Genomic DNA, 18,250 nt, shown 5'->3' on the forward strand with positions numbered 1-18,250 from the left:
CCACCCACCCGCCCGGCCTTACGGGGGCGGGGAACGGCGCGATCACCCCGCACCCACCCGCAGAAGACGATCGACCGCACCGCCCTATAGGGGCGCGGGGAACGGCGCGATAACCCCCACGCACCCGCAGACAACGACCGACAGCCCCGCCTTACAGGGGCGCGGGGAACTGCGCGATAACCCCCACGCACCCGCAGAAGACGATCGACGGCCCCGCCCTACAGGGGCGCGGGGAACTGCGCGATAACCCCCACGCACCCGCAGACAACGACCGACCGCACCGCCCCGCCGCCCCGCCCCACCCTCACCGCTTCTCATACGGATCAGTCGGCTGCCCGACCCGCCGCACGGACCCGGCATCCACCACAGCCGGCCAAGCCGCATCCGTGCCGAGCCGCCCCTCGGGATGCCACGTCCCGACGACCGTGACCCACGCGTCGGCCGGCGGAGCACCCCCGCCCCGGACCTCGACCTTGCTGGTGGTGGCATCGGCGGCGCAGCAGGCGACAAGAAGGCGGGTGACGTACCAGGTGCCGTCGTCGTCCCGGGTGACGAAACCGGTCAGCCGCACCGTACGGCCCGACAGCGAGCGCCCGCTGTCGTAGATCGCCCGGGAGCTGAACTCGGCGAGCGTCAGCTCCACCGGATCCCCGGCAGGCAACGCCTCGAAGCGCCCGACCCCCTGCGCCGCCCGCTCCGCCGCCTCGCGCTCGGCGCTGTAGGAGCCGAGGGCGGGCGGCGGGAAGAGCAGGAGGGCGAGGGCGGGGAGGGTGAGGAGCCAGGCGACGCGGGGGCTATGGTGACCGCCATGCTGATCGTGGGCGCGGGAATCGTCGTCGCAATCGTCGTGCTCGTCGTGCTCGCGTTGCTGATCGCGGCCGGCGTGTTCGCCGTGCTCTGCGTGCCGGCCCTGCTCGGCGTGCGGTTCTTGTTCCGGTCGCCTCGCGACCGCCGCCGCCACCCCCAGCACCACCAGCACCACCCCGGACGCGACCAGGTATGGCCGTAGCCCCACCTGCACATATCGCAGGTACAGCTCGCTGAACAGCGAGATCCGCAGCACCGCCGCCCCCGTCAGGAGCAGCAGCACAGCCGGCCCGAACCGCCTCACAGCAGCCACCACCCCACCAGCCCGCTGGTCACCACGGCCACCACCCACGTCGCGGACGAGAACCGCAGCGCGAAGGACCGTCCGAAGGTGCCCGCCTGGAGGGCGATCAGCTTCAGGTCCACCATCGGCCCGACCACCATGAACGCCAGCCGCGCGGTCGGCGAGAAGCCGCTGAGCGACGCGGCGACGAACGCGTCGGCCTCGCTGCACACGCACAGCACGACCGCCAGCAGGGCGAGCAGCAGCACCGACAGCCACACCGACCCGGTGAAGAGATCCAGCACGGACCGTGGCACCACGATGTTGAAGGTCGCCGCGGCCGCCGCGCCGAGCACGAGGAAGCCGCCCGCGTGCAGGAAGTCGTGCTGGAGCCCGGCGACGAAGGCGCGCACCCCGCCGACGTGGGGCTCGCCGTGCCGCTTCGGCGGACGCAGCCACTCCGCGCGCCCGAACCGCGCCCACAGCCAGCCCATCACCACGGCCGTGACCAGCGAGGCGATCAGCCGGGCGAGAACCATCCGCGGCTGCCCGGGAAAGGCGACGGAGGTGGCGACGAGCACGACCGGGTTGATGGCGGGCGCGGAGAGCAGGAAGGCGAGCGCGGCGGCCGGGGCCACCCCGCGCCGCATCAGACTCCCTGCCACCGGCACGGACGCGCACTCGCAGCCCGGCAGGACGACACCGGCGGCCCCGGCGACGGGCACGGCGAGGGCCTGGTTGCGCGGCAGCAGCCGGCTGAACACCTTCTCCGGTACGAACGCCCCGATCGCCGCCGAGACGACCGTGCCGAGCAGCAGGAAGGGCACGCCCTGCACCGCGATGGCCGTGAAGACGGTCCACCAGGCGGCGACGGGCGGGGTGTAGAGGTCGAGGGCGAGCAGCGGCCCGAGGACGGAGACGACCGTGGCGATGGCGACGAGCGCGGCGCCGCCGAGCACGGCGTACACCAGCGTGCGCACGACGAGCCGCAGCCCGTCGACCACGGTCCGTTGGTTCTCCACCGTGCCCGTCCCCACCTGTTCGAATAGCTCCGCGAAGGCTAACCGGTGAGGGCTGTGGACGGGCTGGGGTTCCCCGTGGTGCCGGCTGTGGGATGTGGCGTGGCCGGCGGTGGTGGTGGATGCCGGGGCGGGCCGTTGGCCGTCTGCGGAGGGGGCGATCGCGCCGTTCAGCGCGCCCCTTCAGGCCGTGGCAGCGGGCGGGGTCGTGAGGATGCAGGCTGCCGGGGGGCCGGAGGCCTCAGAGAGGAGGCTGTGCGGGGGCGGGTCCCAGGGTGGTGGTGCCCGGTGCCGTACGGTGCCCGAGCCCCGTGCGGTACGCGTCGAGCGCCGCCTCCACCCGGCCGGTGCGGCGCAGCAGGTCGCCGAGCAGCCGGCACAGGTCGGCCAGGTCACCGGCCGCTCCCGCGCGCTCCAGCAGGCTCAGGGCGCGGACGTAGTGCTCCTCGGCCGCATCGGTGTCCCGGGCGTCCTCGGCGATGATCCCCAGCAGCCGGTGGGCGGCGGCCGCGTGCAGGGCGCCCCGCTCGTCGCTGAGGTCGCTGAGCACCTCGTGCAGCAGGGCGGCGGCCTCATCCGACTTGCCGCGCCGGTGCAGCACGTCGGCGAGTTCGACGGCGACCTGGCTGGTGTACAGCGCGGCGCGCTGGGCGGTGAGCATCGTCTGCGCCTCGCGCATCTCGGTCTCGGCGCGCTCCAGGTCGCCGTTCTGGGCGTAGACGTAGCCGCGCATCCAGTGGCAGTTCGCGAGTTCGGTACGGATCTGGAGCTGCCGGTACAGCTCGGCCGCCTTGGCCAGAGAGGCGTCGGCCTCGGCGATACGCCCCTCGGCGAGCAGGGTGCGGGCGACGGACCGGTGCATCCGCGCGACCAGCGCGGGATCGCCGGCCTGCGGGGCGAGTGCGAGGGCGTACTCGGCGGCCTGGGCGGCCCGGGCGTGGGCGCCCATGTCCATGTACGGGCCGATGACGCTGGCGTAGAGCAGCAGCAGGGCGTCCGGGTCGTGCAGACCGCCGCGGTTGAGCTCGTCGAGCGTGGACTCCAGCAGGTAGACCGCGTAACGGAGTTCACCGGTCAGGTAGTGCGACACGGCCCGTCCGCGCAGGGCCGGGACGCGGGCCGGCAGGGGCGCGCCGGCCTCCGCGAGGACCTGTTCCGCCTGCTCGAAGTGATGCCGCGCGGCGGTGAGTTCACCGGCGTCGATCCCGCACTCACCGAGCCCGAGCAGCGCCGCCGCCCGCTCCTCGGCGAACCCGTTGCCCTCCGCCTCCGCGAGCAGCGCGGTGTACTGCTCGGCCGCGGCCTCGGTGTCGCCGGTGGCGAGGATCCGCTGCGCCTCGGTCAGCCTCAGCCGCAGGTCCGTGACGAGGTGCGCGGCCCGGCCGGTGGCCAGCTCCTCGAACGCGACGCCGAGGCGCTCGGCGATGTGCCGCAGCGCGTCGTCGGAGGCGCGCACCCGGCCGGCCTCCAGGGTGGAGATGTAGGCGGGGGTGTACGCCGGCTCGGCCAGCTGCTTCTGCGTCAGCCCGCGGTCGGCCCGCAGCTGCTGCACTCTTCGCCCGATCGTCCCCGGGTCGTCACGGTCCGACATGAGTCAACTCCCCCTGCACCTCTTGCCGTTCGAGTCCGACGACCTTAGGTTAAACCGCGTATTAAACGTGCTTAACCCGTAGCTGTTGCGAGGTCGCCGTGCAGGAACGCACCAGCACCACCGAGCGGTACACCCGAGGCGTCGCTGCCGCGCTGGTCGCCGTGGCGACGCTGATCCTGGCGGCCAACGCGGGCCCGGCCCGGGCGTCAGCCCTCGGCGACGAACGCCACGATGGCGGTGTATGCCTCCGCGGCGACGGCGAGGCCTCGGCCTGTAGGCGAGCGTAACCGACCGAACGGCCCCTGATCACAACAGGATTGGCCGTCATGTGCCCTGGTCGCAGGTCTCGCTGCAGAAGAGGTCGGGGTGTTCGTCGCAGTGGTGACGGGAACCGTGAAAATCACCGCGATCTCGCGCCCGCCCCTGTTACCGTCGGCCCATGCAGCGCGCGAATCCGTCTCTCACGACGACGCCGGACCCCGTCCCGGCGCCGCGCTGACAGCTGAGCGATTCCGAAGCCCCGGGGCGAGTGCCCCGGGGCTTCGTCGTGGGTGCTCGTCCTCTCACCTGGAGGAGCAGCCATGCACGACCACCGCCGCCTCGGCCGTGAACTCGACCTCTTCGACACCGATCCCCTGATGGGCGCGGGCCTGCCGTACTGGCTCCCGGACGGGGCGATCGTCCGGCACGTACTGGAGGAGTACATCCGGGACGTGGAGCGCGAGGCGGGCTACCGGCACGTGTACTCGCCGGTGCTCGGAAAGCGGGAGCTGTACGAGATCTCCGGACACTGGGCGCACTACAGCGACGACATGTTCCCGCCGATGGAGCTGGGCGCCGAGCAGGTCGTCCTGCGTCCCAGCCTGTGCCCGCACCACGCCCTGATCTACCGCTCCAGAGCCCACAGCTACCGCGAACTGCCCCTGCGCATGGCCGAGCTGGGCGGGATGTACCGCTCGGAGCTGTCCGGCGTCCTCGGCGGCCTCACCCGCGTGCGCGCGATCCACCTCAACGACGCCCATGTCTTCTGCACCCCGGACCAGGCGGTGGCCGAGGCCGCTGCGGCGCTGGAACTCATCGCGCGTGCCTACGCCGATCTGGGGATCAGGGCCGTGCGCCACCGTCTCTCCCTGCCCGGCGCGGGAGGCAAGTACGTCGCCGACGCCGGGCTGTGGGAGCGGGCCACCGGCCTGCTGCGGGAGGTTCTCGACGGCTCCGGGATCCCGTACGAGGCCGCCGAGGGCGAGGCGGCGTTCTACGGCCCCAAGATCGACGTGCAGATCGCCGATCCGGCGGGCCGCGAGGCGACCCTGTCGACCGTTCAGATCGACTTCCACCAGCCCGAACGCTTCGACCTGCACTACATCGGGCCCGACGGCGCGAAGCACCGGCCGGTCATGGTCCACCGCAGCGTCATCGGCAGCGTGGAGCGGGCCGTCGCTCACCTGCTGGAGCAGCACGGTGGCGCGTTTCCGGCCTGGCTGGCGCCCGTGCAGCTGCTGATCCTGCCGGTGGCGGAGGCGCAGGTCGAGCAGGCGCAAAAGATTCTGGGCCGAGCCCGCCGAATGGGTCTGCGGGCGGAATCGGCCGGTCCCGAGCAGGGCACCCTGGGCGCCCGAGTGCGCGGGGCACGCCATGTGCCGTACGTGGCGGTCATCGGTGAGCGGGAGGCGGCGGCGGACGGCGACCTCGTGGCCGTACGGCTGAGGGACGGGCGCAGGCCCGGGGCCGTACCGGCGAAGGAGCTGATCGCCCGGATCGCGGCCCGGGTGGCGGCACGCGGCGGCGAGCTGTGGGAGGGGCCGTAGAGCGGGGGAAAGACGCCGTATGGCGCCGCGCACACGTGCCCGCGCGGCGGCGCCATACGACGACGCACTCCACCTGTACGACACCGTAAGGTCGCTCACGTGCGGTCGCCACCGCACCCGTGACGAGGGGAGCCACTCGTGCCGAACGACGACCGGCCGATTCCGGTGATCATCGACTGCGACACGGGCGTGGACGACGCCCTGGCGCTGTTGTTCGCGGTACGCCATCCGGGGCTCGACCTGCGCGCGGTCACCTGCGTGGCCGGCAACACCGACGTGGACGGCGTCGTACTCAACACCCTGACCGTGCTGGAGCAGGCCGGTGCCCCGGAGATCCCCGTGGGCCGGGGCGCCGACCGCCCGCTGATCGAGTTCTCGCGCTCGGCGCGGCACGTGCACGGCGAGGACGGGATGGGCGACCTCGGTCTGCCGGCCCCGCGGCGGCGCCCGGCCGACGTGGACGCGGTGACGCTGCTGCGCCGCGAGATCCTCGCGTCCCCGCATCCGGTGACCCTGATCCCCACGGCGCCGCTCACCAACATCGCCCTGCTGCTGCGCACGCACCCCGAGGTCACCCGCAACATCGAGCGGATCGTCTTCATGGGCGGCGCGGTGGCCTGCGGAAACGCCACGCCGGTCGCGGAGTTCAACGTGTGGCACGACCCGGAGGCGGCGGCGATCCTGCTCACCGCGGGGGTGCCGATCACCATGTACGGCCTGGACGTCTTCCAGCGGGTCGTGGTCCCGGGCGCGGACGTACGGCGTCTGCGCGAGAACCCCGAGCCGGGCACCCGCCTCGCCGGCGAACTCCTGGCCCACCGCCCGTCCGCGCCGGACATCACCACCGACCCCGAGGCGGGCGGCATCGGTGACGCGGGCGCGGTCTGCGCGGTGGTCGACCCGGCGGGCATCACGACCCGCCTCCTCCCGGTGGAGGTCTCCCTCGCCCCCGGCCCCACCCGGGGCCAGACCCTCGTCGACCGCCGCCCCCGCCCCGGCGAATCAGAACTCCACAGCGGCCCCCGCGAACAGGCCCTGGTCGATGTCGCCCTGGACGTCGACGTCGACCGCTTCACAAAGCTGTACCTGTCGACAGTGGAGCGTGCCTGACGCCCGCTCCATTCCGGCGCCATTTCGCCGCCATTTCGTTTCGCCAGAAATGGTTGCCGATTAAATAGAATGGGCGAGGAACTTTGCGAGTCCTCCATGTGTAAACACGCTTTCTGGCCAAGTGGCCTAAGGCTGTGTTACGTTCTGACCGCGTCGAACACCCGCCCTGACCAGCGAGGTTGAGACGCAAGGACCCGTAATTCAGCACCCGTGGATGTGGCTTCACCGGCCGCTCATGGGGCTTTTTTCGGCGTGTCCGCAAAGAAGTAATCGGGGGAAGAAGTCCGGGGGGACCCTTTTCGGTTTCCACGCCTGTTCAGGTCGCCCGCACGGGCTTCCTCCCCTTGCGATTGAACGCAAGGGAGATTCTACATGACCCGCAATACATTGCGTATGGCGGCGGTTTCGGCTATGGCTGCCGTGACGCTCGGTGCCGGTGCCGGTCTGGCGCAGGCCTCGGAGGCCAACCACGCACGGACCGCGGCCACCGCCGAGGTGAGCCTGTCCGCGGCCCAGGCACGCACGTTTCTCGCCAACCCGGCCGTCAAGGCCGAACTGAGCGCGAAGGAAGCGCAGTCGGTGCGCGCCGTGGCCGACGGCAAGGCATCCAGGGCCCAGACCCGTGGCGCCGCCAGCAGTGCCGTGAAGGCGCTGTACAACCTGCTGAAGCGGCACGGCGGCAAGCTCTACGACGACGCGGTCAAGGCCGCCAAGGGCGGCTGGGGCAAGTTCCGTTCCTACATGAACGGCCTGGCCTGGTACCACCCGGTCAGGATCGCCTGGGTCGCCGCCGGCGGTGAGGTGCAGTACGCGCTGTGGAGCTACATCAACAGCCTGTTCTAAACAAGAAGTGATGCCCGGGTACCGGCCCGAGAGACGAGCCGGTGCCCGGGCACCCGCCCCGGCCGATCGCGAGGAAACACCCATGGCCTCCACCACCGAAATGTCATCCGCCCTCAAGAACCTGTGGGCCTCGCCCTTCTGCTTCATCACGGCAGCGTTCATCGCGTTCCACGTGGTCGGAAACAACGATGCGGGCTGGGCTCTGATGGCCGCCGGGCTCACAGGGCCGATCATCGCCCTAGTCTGGGGCGCCGTCCGGCGCGAGCGACCCGACTCGTTCGTGATCGTCCCGATGGGAGCGATGGTGCTGTTCACCGTGCTCTTCAGCATCAACAAAGGTTTTCCCTGGTCCTGAGGAACCCGGTCCCGAGCACTTGCCCCGAGAGGAACACCGTGCCGAAAGGCGACGTACTGGTCGAAGCGCGGAACCTGAGACGCTCGTTCGGCAGCAGAACGGTTCTCGACGACGTTTCGCTGGCACTGTGCGCCGGCGAGGTCACCGGCTTTGTCGGCGCCAACGGCGCGGGCAAGACCACCACCATCCGCCTGATGCTGGGCCTCGCCCGCGGTGCGGGCACCACGTACTTCCTCGGCCGCCCGCTGGGCGCCTGGGGTTCCCCGGGCCACGTCGTGGGCGCGGTCCTGGGCGGCATCGCCGGTCACCCCAAGCACCGGGTGCGCTCGCATCTGCGGATGGTGGCCGCGGGGTGTGGTGCGTCGGACGGGCGCGTCGACGACCTGCTGGAACTGGTGGGCCTCACGCAGGCGGCCGGGCTGAGACTGTCCGAGCTGTCTCTGGGAATGGCCCAGCGCGTGGGTATCGCGCAGGCGCTGCTCGGCGATCCGCCGGTGCTCATTCTCGACGAGCCCGCCAACGGCCTCGACCCTCATGCGATCCGCTGGCTGCGGGAGTTCCTGAGGGATCAGGCCGATCAAGGCAGAGCGGTCATGGTCTCCAGCCATCTGCTGGGAGAGATGGAGCAGCTCGCGGACCGGGTGGTCGTGTTGTCGCGCGGCCGGGTCGTGGCCGCCTCGCCGATCGCTGAGCTGCTGTCCCGGGCAGGCAGCCGGAGCGTGGTGACGGTGCAGACCCCGGATCTCACGGAGCTGACGCGCCTGGTGGAGGAGCAGGGCGGGCGGCTGGAACCCGCGGGCGGGCCGAGCGCGCACATCACGGGGCTGGACCGGATCCGGATCGCCACCCTCGCGGCCGAGGGCGGGGTGGCACTGCACTGGCTGTCCGAGGACACACCGTCGCTGGAGGACTTCTACCTGTCCATCGCGGAAGAGGAGTTCAGGATCTCGTGACCGCACACCTGTCACACACCCCACCGGCTGCCGGTGGACCGCTGTCCTCTTCCTTCGAGCCGCGGAAGGTTCCGGCCGGCGAAGCGCTGCGTAACGCCTGCCGCTACGAGTGGCGCCACCTCACCGCGCTGCGGTCGACATGGGTCCTTCTGTCCGTGGTGGCTGCGCTGAGCCTGCTCACCGGCCCGGGCCTGCTGTTCGACCTGGACAGGACACGCGCGATGAGCGCGGCCTCGATCGGCGACGTGCTGGCCTGGGCGCCGATGACCACCCAGATCCCCATGCTGTGCTTCCTCGTGCTGATCCTCGGCACGGGCCCGGTCTCCACGGACCTGGTGCGGGGCGCGGCGCGCACGACATGGCTCGCCGTCAACGGCCCGCGGACCGCCTACGCCGCGAAGAGCGTGGTCGGGTTCTTGGTCGGCGCCGGTGTGGCGGCGACGAGTGCCGTGGTGGGTGGGGTGTCGGCGGCGGTCGTCCTCGCCGTGGCGGGTGCACCGCAGCCTTCGTGGAGCGCTGTTCTTGTGCCCGTGCTCCGATTCGTGCTGTGGATGGGGTGCTGGGCGCTGCTGTGCATGGCGCTGGTGGCGCTGATGCGTAACCGAACACTGCCGGTGGTGGTGCTGTGTCTGTGGCCCCTGCTCGGCGAACGGCTGGTCGGACTGCTGCTGGGGTACGTTCCCGGGCTGGACGGTGTGGGCGAGTGGCTGCCCTTCGCGGCCGGCCGCGCGATGCTCACCGACGCGTCGGCGTTCACCGGTGATGAGCGTTCGTTGGCCGAGGCCATGGTCGGGTCTGATCTGTCGGCCCCGGTGGCTCTGGTGGTTTTCCTGCTCTACACGGCGGCCCTGACGGCGGCCGGATACTGGGCGTACGTACGCCGCGAGGCGCCGACCGGCTGAGGCCGTCCGTTGCATACGGCAGGGGCCCGGGGATCACCCCCGGGCCCCTGCTCGTGTCGTTGGTCAGGAGTTGGTCGTGCGGCGGCGCTTGGAGGCCACCACGAAGGCGGCGCCGCCCGCGACCAGGACGATCGCGCCGATGGCGATCGGGCCGGTCGCGCTGCTGCCGCCCGTCCGGGCGAGGTCGTCGTCGCCGTTGGGGGACGGGGCGGGGGCCGACGGGGAGTCGGAGGGCTGCGGGGACGGGGGTTCGGTGGAGGGGGTGTCCGAGGCCGGCGGGGTCGTCTCCTCGGCCGGGGTCGACGGCTCGTCGGTGGCCGGCTCCGACGGCTCGGCCGGCGGGGTGGTCGGGGGCTCCTCGGTCGCCGGCGGCTCGGTCGTGCAGTCCTTCGTGCCGCCGTTCCAGGCCGCGATCAGCTTGTCCTTGATGACCGGGCGGTCCGGGCCCTTGGGCAGGTCACCGTGCTCGAAGCCGTCGTTCGCGTCGAGCTTGCCGTCGAACTTGACCGCACCGCGGTACAGGTCGATCTGCGCGAAGCAGCCCGCGTCCGGCACGGCGATGTCGAGGCTGTCGGTGCCGCCCGGCTTGACCGTGACGGTGTCGAAGTCGACGAAGACCTGCTCACCGGAGGTCGCGAAGGTCGCGCCGTGGGCGAGGTAGGAGGCGAGCGAGGCCGTGCAGGTCGTCGCGTCGGCGGCGGCCCGTACCGTGATGTGCGCCTTGCCGTCGTCGGTGACCTTCAGGTTCTGGTCGTCGACCTTGACCGAGTCGTAGAAGTTCGTGCCGTCGAGCGAGAACTGGCAGCGGTCGGTGGCCGTCTCCGTGCCGGCACCGGTGCCGGGCCGGTACGTGCCGCCGGACTTCCAGCCGTCACCGCCGTGCGACCCGTGGGCCCAGGCGCCGGAAGCGGAGGCGACGGTGGCCGCGCACAGGGCGAGCGACGCGGCACCCGTCCCCAGCAGGCGTCGCGCGATGACACGTCTCGCTATGGACATGCGTATCCCCTCAAGGGGTGAGTGGTCGAAGAAGAAACACTGGGCTCATTGGTCACATGCGCCACAGCGTGAGCACATCGTCGGGCGACGGAAGAACGCTGTCAACCTGCGGTGACGCAAGGGAAGTTCAAAGGGCAATCACAATTCCGTCACGCTCGGAATGATCCGATCCGCTCTTCGCGGTGTTCGCTTTTCCGGCCAACTGGACAGAGTTCTCACTGTCGCCCGTACAACCCCGAGGAGACCGCGTGACCGTCCGCACCACCACGCCCGACCTCTCGTCCAGCAACCCCGACTGGTGGCGCCAGGCCGTCATCTACCAGGTCTACCCCCGCAGTTTCGCCGACGGCGACGGTGACGGTCTCGGCGACCTCAAGGGCGTCGCCGAGCGCCTCACCCACCTGGCCGCCCTCGGCGTGGACGCCCTGTGGCTGAGCCCCTTCTACCCCTCCGAGCTGGCCGACGGCGGCTACGACGTCGCCGACTACCGCGACGTCGACCCGCGCCTGGGCACCCTCGACGACTTCGACGCGATGGTCACCGAGGCCCACCGCCTCGGTCTGAAGGTGATGGTCGACCTGGTCCCCAACCACACCTCGCACCAGCACGTCTGGTTCCAGGAGGCCCTGCGCGCCGGCCCCGGCTCCGCCGCGCGCGAGCGCTACGTCTTCCGCGACGGCCGCGGCCCGCACGGCGAACTCCCGCCCAGCGACTGGCAGTCCGTCTTCGGCGGCAGCGCCTGGCGCCGCGTCCCCGACGGCCAGTGGTACCTCCACCTGTTCACCCCGCAGCAGCCCGACCTCAACTGGGAGCACGAGGAGGTGCGCGCCGACTTCCGCACCACCCTGCGCTTCTGGTCCGACCGCGGCGTCGACGGCTTCCGCGTCGACGTGGCCCACGCCCTCGCCAAGGACCTGAGGGAGCCGCTGCGCGACCTGGGCGCGCCCGATCTGAGCCGCGAGGACGCCCTTGCGGACCTTCCGCCCGGGACGCACCCCTTCTACGACCGCGACGAGGTCCACGAGATCTACCGCGACTGGCGCAAGATCCTCGACTCCTACCGCCCGCCCCGCATGGCCGTCGCCGAGGCGTGGGTGAACCCGAGCTCCCGCCGCGCGCTGTACGCCCGCCCCGACGAACTCGGCCAGGCCTTCAACTTCGAGTATCTGCAGGGCGGGTGGGACGCGGACGAGCTCCAGCAGATCATCACCGACTCCCTGGCCACGGCCCGCGCGGCAGGCGCCTCCGCCACCTGGGTGCTGTCCAACCACGACGTCGTACGCCACACCTCACGGCTGATGCTCCCGCCCGGCACCGACGACAACGCCTGGCTGCTGTCCGGCGGGCACGCCCCGGCCGTCGACGAGGCGGCGGGCCTGCGCCGCGCCCGCGCCGCGACCCTCCTCATGCTGGCGCTGCCGGGTTCGTCGTACGTCTACCAGGGCGAGGAACTCGGCCTGCCCGAGGTCGCCGACCTGCCCTTCGAGGTCCTCCAGGACCCGATCTGGGAACAGACGGGCCGGGTGCGCAAGGGCCGCGACGGCTGCCGGGTGCCGCTGCCGTGGACGACGACCGGACCGTCGTACGGCTTCGGCGCGGGCGGTTCCTGGCTGCCGCAGCCGTCGGGTTTCGCGGCGTACGCCGTCGAGGCCCAGGACGGCGTGGAGGGCTCCACCCTGGAGCTGTACCGCCGGGCCCTGCGCCTGCGCCGCAAGCTGCTGGACGGCGAGGACCTGACGTGGGCGCCGGACGCCCCGCCCGGCGTCCTGCACTTCGCGCGCTCGGCGGGCTGGCGCTGCGTGGCCAACCTCTCCGGTACGCCGGTCCGGTTGCCGCCGGGTGAGGTGCTGCTCGCCAGCGGTCCGCTCGAAGGCGGGCTGCTGGCCCCGGACACGGCGGTCTGGCTGGCGTAGGCCGGCAGGCGTCACGGCGTGAGCGTCACCTGTGGCTCGCCCGGCGCCGGAGGGGGCGGGGTCACCTGGTCGGCCGGGAGCTTCGGCGGGGTCGTCTCCTGGAACAGGACCTGGTCGAAGTCGACCAGCCCCGTCTTCTCCATGACCGCGATGTGGTCGAGCACGGTGTCGTTGGCCTGGTCCGCCAACTGCCGGACCAGGGAGTTCCTGGTCGTCGCCCGGATCTTCGCGACCGTGGTGAAGATCTGGCCGTGCGTGGTGCGCAGGATGTTCGCCATGTCGCTGTCGAACTGCTTGCCGGTGTCGCCTTCGAGCGTGGCGACGAACCCCTGCTGCTGAGGGCTGGCCTGGTTGGGCACGGTGATGTTCAGCCGCGCGGCGACCCGCCGGTCGGTGGCGTCCAGCGCGGCGTGCCCGTCGACCAGGTGCTGCCCCGCCGTGCGTACCGCCTGCGTCGTCCCCTTCCGCAGCGCCAGCTTGCCCACCGGGTACTCCCACAGCCCGGCCGCCCGCACCTTCACCACGAAGTCCCGGTCGGCCTCCGTCAGCGGCCCCGTAGCGGTCTGGGCGATGACATGGTCCGCGGAACTGGAGACGGTGCTGAAGCCGAGCATCGACGGGTAGGCGAGCGCGGCGAGCGTGAGACTCAGGGCGCCGCCCACGAAGAGAGTTCCGGTCATGTGCCGCGAGATACGCACGGTGCTGCCTCCTGCCCGATCAGCCCGAGGGCCCGCCCCCGGGTAAGGGGACGGGCCGTGTTCGTCGTACGGAGGTACGGATCGTGGGGCACGGGAAACCTTTTGGCTTGGCATCGGCTCCGTAAAGCGCCGGCCGGGCGGCTCAGCGCTCGGCGACCTTGCGGAACGTCGCCCGCGACCACAGGAAGCCGACGAGGGCGAGGCCCACGCACCAGGCCACCGCGATCCAGGCGTCGTTGCCGATGCCGGTGCCGAGGAGCAGGCCGCGCAGGGTCTCGTTGATGGGGGAGAAGGGCTGGTACTCGGCGAACCAGCGCAGTCCGGTGGGCATCGAGTCGGGGGTGACGAAGGCGCTGCTGAGGAAGGGCAGGTAGATCAGCGGCATCGGGGCGTTGCTCGCGGCCTCGACGGTCTTGGAGTTCAGGCCCATCGCGGCCGACAGCCAGCTCAGGCCGAAGGCCAGGAGCATCAGCAGGCCGAGGGCGGCGGCCCATTCGACGGCCGTCGCGTCCGGGCGGAAGCCGATCGCGTACGCCACCGCGGTCACCAGGGCGAGGATGGCCACGACCTGGACCATGTTGCCGAGCACATGGCCCGTGAGCACCGAACTGCGTGAGATCGCCATGGTGCGGAAGCGGTTGATGATGCCTTCGGTCATGTCGGTGCACACGGAGATGGCGGTGGTGATCGTGCCGGAGGTCACCGCCATCACGATGATGCCGGGGACGAGGTAGTTGATGTAGGCGTCCCGGTCGCCGACGCCGATTCCCTCGCCGATCGCGCCGCCGAAGACGTACACGAACAGCAGCAGCATCAGCACGGGCAGCGTGACGATCTGGACCGTCAGGGACGGGTAGCGCTGCATGTGCTTGAGGCTGCGCCGCAGCATCGTCATGGAGTCGCGGAAGGCGTAGGAGCGGGCGGGGGCGGCGGGGGCGGAAGCGGTGGCCATCGAGGGTCCTCTCGGGGCAGGTCGGAACAGGTCGGGTGGGGTGACGGTCAGGCGGCGGCGGGCGCGCGGGTCTCCGTCAGGGCGAGGAAGACGTCGTCCAGGTCGGGCGTGTGGACGGTGAGGGACTCGGCCTCGACGCCGGCGGTCTCCAGCAGGTCCAGGACGGCCCGCACGGTCGCGGGGGTGCCGTCGCCCGGCACGTTCAGGGCGAGGTTCTCGGGGTCGCGCTGGGCGACGTCGAACACCGCGGCGGCGGCGTCCAGTCGACGCTCGTCTGCGAACCGGAGGCGGATGTGGCTGCCGGGAATGCGGCGCTTGAGCTCCTCGGCGGTGCCCTCGGCGACGATCCGGCCGCCGTTCAGCACGGCGATCCGGTCGGCGAGTTGGTCGGCCTCCTCCAGGTACTGCGTGGTGAGGAAGATCGTGATGCCGCGGTCCTCGACCAGGCCGCGGATCAGCTCCCACAGCATGCGGCGGCTGCGCGGGTCGAGGCCGGTCGTCGGCTCGTCGAGGAAGATGACCCGCGGCTCGCCGACCAGGGTCATCGCGAGGTCCAGCTTGCGGCGCATACCGCCGGAGAAGGTGGCGGCGGTCTTCTTCGCCTCCGCCGCCAGGTCGAACCGCTCCAGCAGGTCGACGGCCCGGCGGCGGCCCTCGCGCCGGCTCAGGTGGTGCAGGTCCGCCATCAGCAGGAGGTTCTCCTCGGCGGTCAGCAGCCCGTCGATCGCGGCGAACTGACCGGTGACGCCGATCGAGCGGCGCACGTCGTCGGCCTGCCGGGTGAGGTCGTGCCCGGCGACGCGGGCCTCGCCGCCGTCGGCGGAGATGAGCGTGGACAGGATCTGGACGGTGGTGGTCTTGCCGGCGCCGTTGGGGCCGAGCAGGGCGAAGACCGACGCCTCGGGGATCCGCAGATCGATCCCGTCGAGCACCAGCTTCTCCCCGTACGACTTGCGCAGGCCCTCTGCGTGGATGGCGGTCATGACTCTCCCCGGTGACGTGGACGGTGCTGCGGTCCCGTGACTTGAACGGTGTGCAACTCGAAGACTTGAACACCGTAAAACCAGACTTGCACGGTGTGCAAGTCCTTTCGGCGAGAAACTTTTACGGTGTGCAAGTGGCGGTTAGGCTTGTCCCATGGCGCGAGAGACCCTGAACCGAGAACAGATCGTCCGGGCGGCGATCGAGCTGCTGGACGCCGAGGGCACCGACGGTCTGAGCATGCGCAAGCTCGGACAGAAGCTGGGCTCGGCGGCTACGGCGATGTACTGGCACGTCGGCAACAAGGAGAACCTGCTGATCCTCGCGGCCGACGAGGTGTGGAGCGAGGTCCGGCTGCCGGACGTCGCGGCCGTCGGATGGCGGCCGGCGGCGCGCGAGCTCATGCACGCCGTGCGCGGGCTGTGCGACCGGCACCGGTGGCTGGTGCGGGTGATCACCACCTACTACGCCGCCGGTGAGGGCATGGCCCGCTTCCAGGAGTGCGCGTACGAGACCTTCGAGGCCGCCGGGTTCCGGGACGCGGACCTCGACTGGGCCGTGAGCACCCCGTTCATGTTCGTGACGGGACTGGCGTTCATGAGCGGGACCGAGGTCGCCGAGATCAAGGAACGGGCGTCGCAGGAAGCGGCCGCGCAGCCGGAGAAGGAGGCCGAGGCCGTCGCGCAGATCAACGCCCTGGCGGCGAAGTACCCGCGACTGGGCGCCAGCATGGAGGCGCAGGCGCAGCGGGGGCAGACCTTCGCGGAACAGGTCGACGAGGTCTTCGCGTTCGGCGTGGAGACGATCCTCGACGGCTTGCAGGCCCGGCTCACGGCGTGCTCCGGCTCGGTCTGAGCAGCCGCGGGCGGGCGCCACGGGGCCGGCTCCGTCCGAGTGAGATCCGGCCGCGCGGCGCTCGCGGCCGGTGTGGCGCGCCGGGCGCCGCCGGCCGGCTGCCCGAGGATCCGGACGCGTGGCACGCACCTTCGACGAACTGGTCGCGATGCAGCGGGCGGCGGACCGGGCCCGCGGCCGGGTGGCGGAACTCCGGGACGAGTACGGCCCGCCCACCCGCACCCCCTGGTCCCCGTCTCGGACCGAGACCTACGAAGCCGCCTGGCGCACCTGGCGCACCCTCGCCGAGGCGGTGCAGTCGGCCGTCACGGCCCACGCCGCGGAACAGGGCGTCGCCCGCAGCCAGACGGAAGCGGACGTGAAGGCGGCGGCACGGCATCCGGGCGCGGCGGCGGAGACGGGGACGGACGGCTGACCGGCTGGGTGATCCCGCGTCCACTCCGCGCCCGGACGGGTGGTGCTCTGCGTTCCGTCGGCCCGGACGGCCGAACAGCGCGTGTGATCGTGGGAGGTGGCCGTGAGAATCGCGGGTGAGGGTGGGGTGCCGCCGAGGTGTGTGAGGAGCTCCACCGACGATGAGCTGGTGCCGCAGGTCCTGGAAGACGACGCTGCTCGGGTCGCTCGCGGTGGCGGGCGCGATGGCCGGGCCGGCGACGGCGTACGGCGGTGAGCGTCCGGCCGGGCCGGACGACCGGGGCCTGTGGGCCTCCGCGGTCATCGAGCCCGGGCACAAGGGTGTCGTCGAGGTCGGCGGTTATGACGGCGAGCCGCTCGGCGAGGGATCGGTGCTGACCTTGACGGCGCCGGCGGGTGCGCGGGTGACGGGCGTGCCGTTCGCCGGGCCCGGGTACCGGGGCGCGGTGGCCGAGGGCGGCAGCAGCGGGACGTACACCTTCGTGGGGGCGGCGGTGTCGACGTGGAAGGGGCACACCTTTCCCTTCGTCCTGTCCCTTCCCCCGGACGCCGAACCCGGCACCCGCCTTCCCGACTGCACCCTCGCCCTCAGGGACGCCGAGGGCACCGTGCGCCGGCGCGGCAGCTGCTCCGTGACGGTCGGACTGCCCGCCCCCACGCTGTCCCGCCCCGCCTCGGGCGTACCGCTGAGCGCGTCGCCGGAAGCCTCGGGCACGGCCTACCCGGGCGCCCAGGTCACGGTCCGTGACGCGCTGGAGGAGGAGGTCTGCGCGACGACCGCGGCACCGAGCGGCCTCTGGTCCTGCGTGCCCGGCATCGCGCTCCCGGCCGGGGCGGGCCGGCTCCAGGCGACGGCCACCCTGAACGGGGCCAGCGCGATGAGCGAGCAGATCGACATCATGGTGAGCGGGTCCGCGCAGGAGCAGCAGCACGACACGGTGTCGGACGGCGGGGGCGGGCGGCTGTAGGTGCCGCCGTGGTGATCGGTGGTGCCGAGGTGGTGCCATCCGGTGCCATCTCGGCGTCATGTGGGGTGTCGAGTGCGGCTCATGTGCGTCCGGCGCCGTGATGGTGTCGGCCTTTTCTCCGGCCTTTCCGCAGGTCGGAGAGGTGTGTCGCGTGTGTGGCGCACGTCCGGTGCCAGTCGGGCTTGCGGGTGGCGCCATTGTGGTGCCATGATGGCGTCATGGACCTCACCCCGTATGTCGACACCCTCCGCCGGGAACTCGCGGTGGCCGCCGAAGCCGGCGGGGAAGACGCCCGAGAGCTGGCCGAGCGGCTCACCGCTCCGCTGGAGTCGGCGACCCGGCTCACCCTGCTCAACGTGCTCTCCGCCGCGATGGACGAGATCACCCGTGAACTCGCCCCCGGCTCGGTCGACGTACGACTGCGTGGTCTCGACCCCGACTTCCTGGTGACGCTGCCGCCCGCCGACAGCGCCGCCCCCGTGGAGCCGGCCGCGCCCGCCGAAGCCCTCGCCCACCCGGCTCCGGCCGACGCCGACGAGGGGGGCACCGCCCGCGTCAATCTGCGGCTGCCGGCCCACCTCAAGGCGCGTGCGGAAGAGGCCGCGAGCCGCGAGGGCCTGTCGGTCAACGCGTGGCTGGTGCGGGCCGTGTCGGCGGCGGTGGACGGCGGCACGCAGCCCCGTACCCCGCAGCGCACCCGCACCGTCGGACAGAGCTTCACGGGCTGGGTGCGCTAGCCCCCCTGAGCGAACAGCGCCACCACCACACCACGTCCCACCTGCGGGGACGTCCCAAGGACTCA

Annotated in this window: 19 protein-coding genes; 12 read left to right on the top strand and 7 right to left on the bottom strand. The window is 71.8% G+C overall.

The window, feature by feature from the left end:
- Positions 1 to 304: 304 nt before the first annotated feature.
- From ACGFW6_RS12230 to ACGFW6_RS12240, 3 genes are all read right to left on the bottom strand, one after another.
- On the bottom strand, positions 305 to 1,111 hold the full coding sequence (locus ACGFW6_RS12230) for a TIGR03943 family putative permease subunit (protein WP_393507833.1): 807 nt from the start codon (positions 1,109 to 1,111) through the stop codon (positions 305 to 307).
- The gene (locus ACGFW6_RS12235) at positions 1,108 to 2,112 is read right to left on the bottom strand and encodes a permease (protein ID WP_393507367.1); all 1,005 of its coding nucleotides are present in this window, start codon (positions 2,110 to 2,112) and stop codon (positions 1,108 to 1,110) included. Before ACGFW6_RS12235 ends, ACGFW6_RS12230 begins: the two co-directional genes overlap by 4 nt.
- A gap of 238 nt (positions 2,113 to 2,350) precedes the next feature.
- Positions 2,351 to 3,700, bottom strand: a complete 1,350-nt coding sequence (locus ACGFW6_RS12240) for a tetratricopeptide repeat protein (RefSeq protein WP_393507369.1) — start codon at positions 3,698 to 3,700, stop codon at positions 2,351 to 2,353.
- Between the two features lie 98 nt (positions 3,701 to 3,798).
- Between ACGFW6_RS12240 and ACGFW6_RS12245 the strand changes: the two genes are divergently transcribed.
- The 7 genes from ACGFW6_RS12245 (at position 3,799) to ACGFW6_RS12275 (ending at position 9,671) form a co-directional block, all read left to right on the top strand.
- Positions 3,799 to 3,987, top strand: coding sequence for a hypothetical protein (locus ACGFW6_RS12245; RefSeq protein WP_393507371.1), 189 nt, complete (start codon positions 3,799 to 3,801; stop codon positions 3,985 to 3,987).
- Between the two features lie 294 nt (positions 3,988 to 4,281).
- Complete coding sequence (gene thrS, locus ACGFW6_RS12250; RefSeq protein WP_393507373.1) at positions 4,282 to 5,508, top strand: threonine--tRNA ligase; 1,227 nt, start codon at positions 4,282 to 4,284, stop codon at positions 5,506 to 5,508.
- A 138-nt stretch (positions 5,509 to 5,646) separates the two neighbouring features.
- Positions 5,647 to 6,618: a nucleoside hydrolase gene (locus ACGFW6_RS12255; RefSeq protein ID WP_393507375.1), complete on the top strand. Its 972-nt coding sequence runs from the start codon at positions 5,647 to 5,649 to the stop codon at positions 6,616 to 6,618.
- Positions 6,619 to 7,029: 411 nt separating this feature from the next.
- A complete protein-coding gene (locus tag ACGFW6_RS12260; RefSeq protein ID WP_393507376.1) occupies positions 7,030 to 7,461 on the top strand; it encodes a hypothetical protein in 432 nt (143 codons plus the stop codon).
- 82 nt (positions 7,462 to 7,543) lie between these two features.
- Positions 7,544 to 7,816, top strand: a complete 273-nt coding sequence (locus ACGFW6_RS12265) for a hypothetical protein (RefSeq protein ID WP_393507378.1) — start codon at positions 7,544 to 7,546, stop codon at positions 7,814 to 7,816.
- Between the two features lie 38 nt (positions 7,817 to 7,854).
- Positions 7,855 to 8,769: an ABC transporter ATP-binding protein gene (locus ACGFW6_RS12270; RefSeq protein ID WP_393507380.1), complete on the top strand. Its 915-nt coding sequence runs from the start codon at positions 7,855 to 7,857 to the stop codon at positions 8,767 to 8,769.
- Positions 8,766 to 9,671 (top strand): hypothetical protein, encoded by a 906-nt coding sequence (locus ACGFW6_RS12275; RefSeq protein WP_393507382.1) that lies wholly within the window; start codon positions 8,766 to 8,768, stop codon positions 9,669 to 9,671. Before ACGFW6_RS12270 ends, ACGFW6_RS12275 begins: the two co-directional genes overlap by 4 nt.
- 63 nt (positions 9,672 to 9,734) lie before the next feature.
- Here the strand turns inward: ACGFW6_RS12275 and ACGFW6_RS12280 are convergent, their stop codons facing one another.
- On the bottom strand, positions 9,735 to 10,667 hold the full coding sequence (locus ACGFW6_RS12280) for an LAETG motif-containing sortase-dependent surface protein (RefSeq protein WP_393507384.1): 933 nt from the start codon (positions 10,665 to 10,667) through the stop codon (positions 9,735 to 9,737).
- Between the two features lie 248 nt (positions 10,668 to 10,915).
- On the opposite strand from ACGFW6_RS12280, the gene ACGFW6_RS12285 reads away from it, so the two are divergent.
- Positions 10,916 to 12,580: a glycoside hydrolase family 13 protein gene (locus ACGFW6_RS12285; RefSeq protein ID WP_393507386.1), complete on the top strand. Its 1,665-nt coding sequence runs from the start codon at positions 10,916 to 10,918 to the stop codon at positions 12,578 to 12,580.
- An 11-nt stretch (positions 12,581 to 12,591) separates the two neighbouring features.
- Here ACGFW6_RS12285 and ACGFW6_RS12290 read toward each other — a convergent pair whose 3' ends face one another.
- The 3 genes from ACGFW6_RS12290 to ACGFW6_RS12300 all read right to left on the bottom strand — a co-directional run bounded on the left by ACGFW6_RS12290 (position 12,592) and on the right by ACGFW6_RS12300 (position 15,213).
- Entirely contained in the window at positions 12,592 to 13,242 is a 651-nt protein-coding gene (locus tag ACGFW6_RS12290; protein ID WP_393507835.1) for a DUF4142 domain-containing protein, read from the bottom strand.
- 178 nt (positions 13,243 to 13,420) lie between these two features.
- Positions 13,421 to 14,230, bottom strand: a complete 810-nt coding sequence (locus tag ACGFW6_RS12295; RefSeq protein ID WP_393507388.1) for an ABC transporter permease — start codon at positions 14,228 to 14,230, stop codon at positions 13,421 to 13,423.
- Positions 14,231 to 14,277: 47 nt separating this feature from the next.
- The gene (locus ACGFW6_RS12300) at positions 14,278 to 15,213 is read right to left on the bottom strand and encodes an ATP-binding cassette domain-containing protein (protein WP_393507390.1); all 936 of its coding nucleotides are present in this window, start codon (positions 15,211 to 15,213) and stop codon (positions 14,278 to 14,280) included.
- Between the two features lie 154 nt (positions 15,214 to 15,367).
- Here ACGFW6_RS12300 and ACGFW6_RS12305 point away from each other — a divergent pair, with 154 nt between their 5' ends.
- From ACGFW6_RS12305 to ACGFW6_RS12320, 4 genes are all read left to right on the top strand, one after another.
- Entirely contained in the window at positions 15,368 to 16,066 is a 699-nt protein-coding gene (locus tag ACGFW6_RS12305; RefSeq protein ID WP_393507392.1) for a TetR/AcrR family transcriptional regulator C-terminal domain-containing protein, read from the top strand.
- Between the two features lie 118 nt (positions 16,067 to 16,184).
- Entirely contained in the window at positions 16,185 to 16,481 is a 297-nt protein-coding gene (locus tag ACGFW6_RS12310; RefSeq protein WP_393507394.1) for a hypothetical protein, read from the top strand.
- A gap of 160 nt (positions 16,482 to 16,641) precedes the next feature.
- Positions 16,642 to 17,448: a carboxypeptidase regulatory-like domain-containing protein gene (locus ACGFW6_RS12315; RefSeq protein WP_393507396.1), complete on the top strand. Its 807-nt coding sequence runs from the start codon at positions 16,642 to 16,644 to the stop codon at positions 17,446 to 17,448.
- Between the two features lie 218 nt (positions 17,449 to 17,666).
- Positions 17,667 to 18,185 (top strand): toxin-antitoxin system HicB family antitoxin, encoded by a 519-nt coding sequence (locus ACGFW6_RS12320; RefSeq protein WP_393507398.1) that lies wholly within the window; start codon positions 17,667 to 17,669, stop codon positions 18,183 to 18,185.
- Positions 18,186 to 18,250: the final 65 nt, after the last annotated feature.

It is taken from the genome of Streptomyces sp. Y7, from assembly GCF_043195415.1.
Lineage (GTDB): Bacteria > Actinomycetota > Actinomycetes > Streptomycetales > Streptomycetaceae > Streptomyces.

Excerpts from the sequence above, each read along its gene's own strand:
- ACGFW6_RS12280 (WP_393507384.1), bottom strand. The coding sequence starts at position 10,667 with ATGTCCATAGCGAGACGTGTCATCGCGCGACGCCTGCTGGGGACGGGT.
- ACGFW6_RS12240 (WP_393507369.1), bottom strand. The coding sequence starts at position 3,700 with ATGTCGGACCGTGACGACCCGGGGACGATCGGGCGAAGAGTGCAGCAG.
- ACGFW6_RS12265 (WP_393507378.1), top strand. The coding sequence starts at position 7,544 with ATGGCCTCCACCACCGAAATGTCATCCGCCCTCAAGAACCTGTGGGCC.
- ACGFW6_RS12315 (WP_393507396.1), top strand. The coding sequence starts at position 16,642 with ATGAGCTGGTGCCGCAGGTCCTGGAAGACGACGCTGCTCGGGTCGCTC.
- ACGFW6_RS12260 (WP_393507376.1), top strand. The coding sequence starts at position 7,030 with ATGGCTGCCGTGACGCTCGGTGCCGGTGCCGGTCTGGCGCAGGCCTCG.
- ACGFW6_RS12305 (WP_393507392.1), top strand. The coding sequence starts at position 15,368 with ATGGCGCGAGAGACCCTGAACCGAGAACAGATCGTCCGGGCGGCGATC.
- thrS (WP_393507373.1), top strand. The coding sequence starts at position 4,282 with ATGCACGACCACCGCCGCCTCGGCCGTGAACTCGACCTCTTCGACACC.
- ACGFW6_RS12295 (WP_393507388.1), bottom strand. The coding sequence starts at position 14,230 with ATGGCCACCGCTTCCGCCCCCGCCGCCCCCGCCCGCTCCTACGCCTTC.
- ACGFW6_RS12320 (WP_393507398.1), top strand. The coding sequence starts at position 17,667 with ATGGACCTCACCCCGTATGTCGACACCCTCCGCCGGGAACTCGCGGTG.
- ACGFW6_RS12300 (WP_393507390.1), bottom strand. The coding sequence starts at position 15,213 with ATGACCGCCATCCACGCAGAGGGCCTGCGCAAGTCGTACGGGGAGAAG.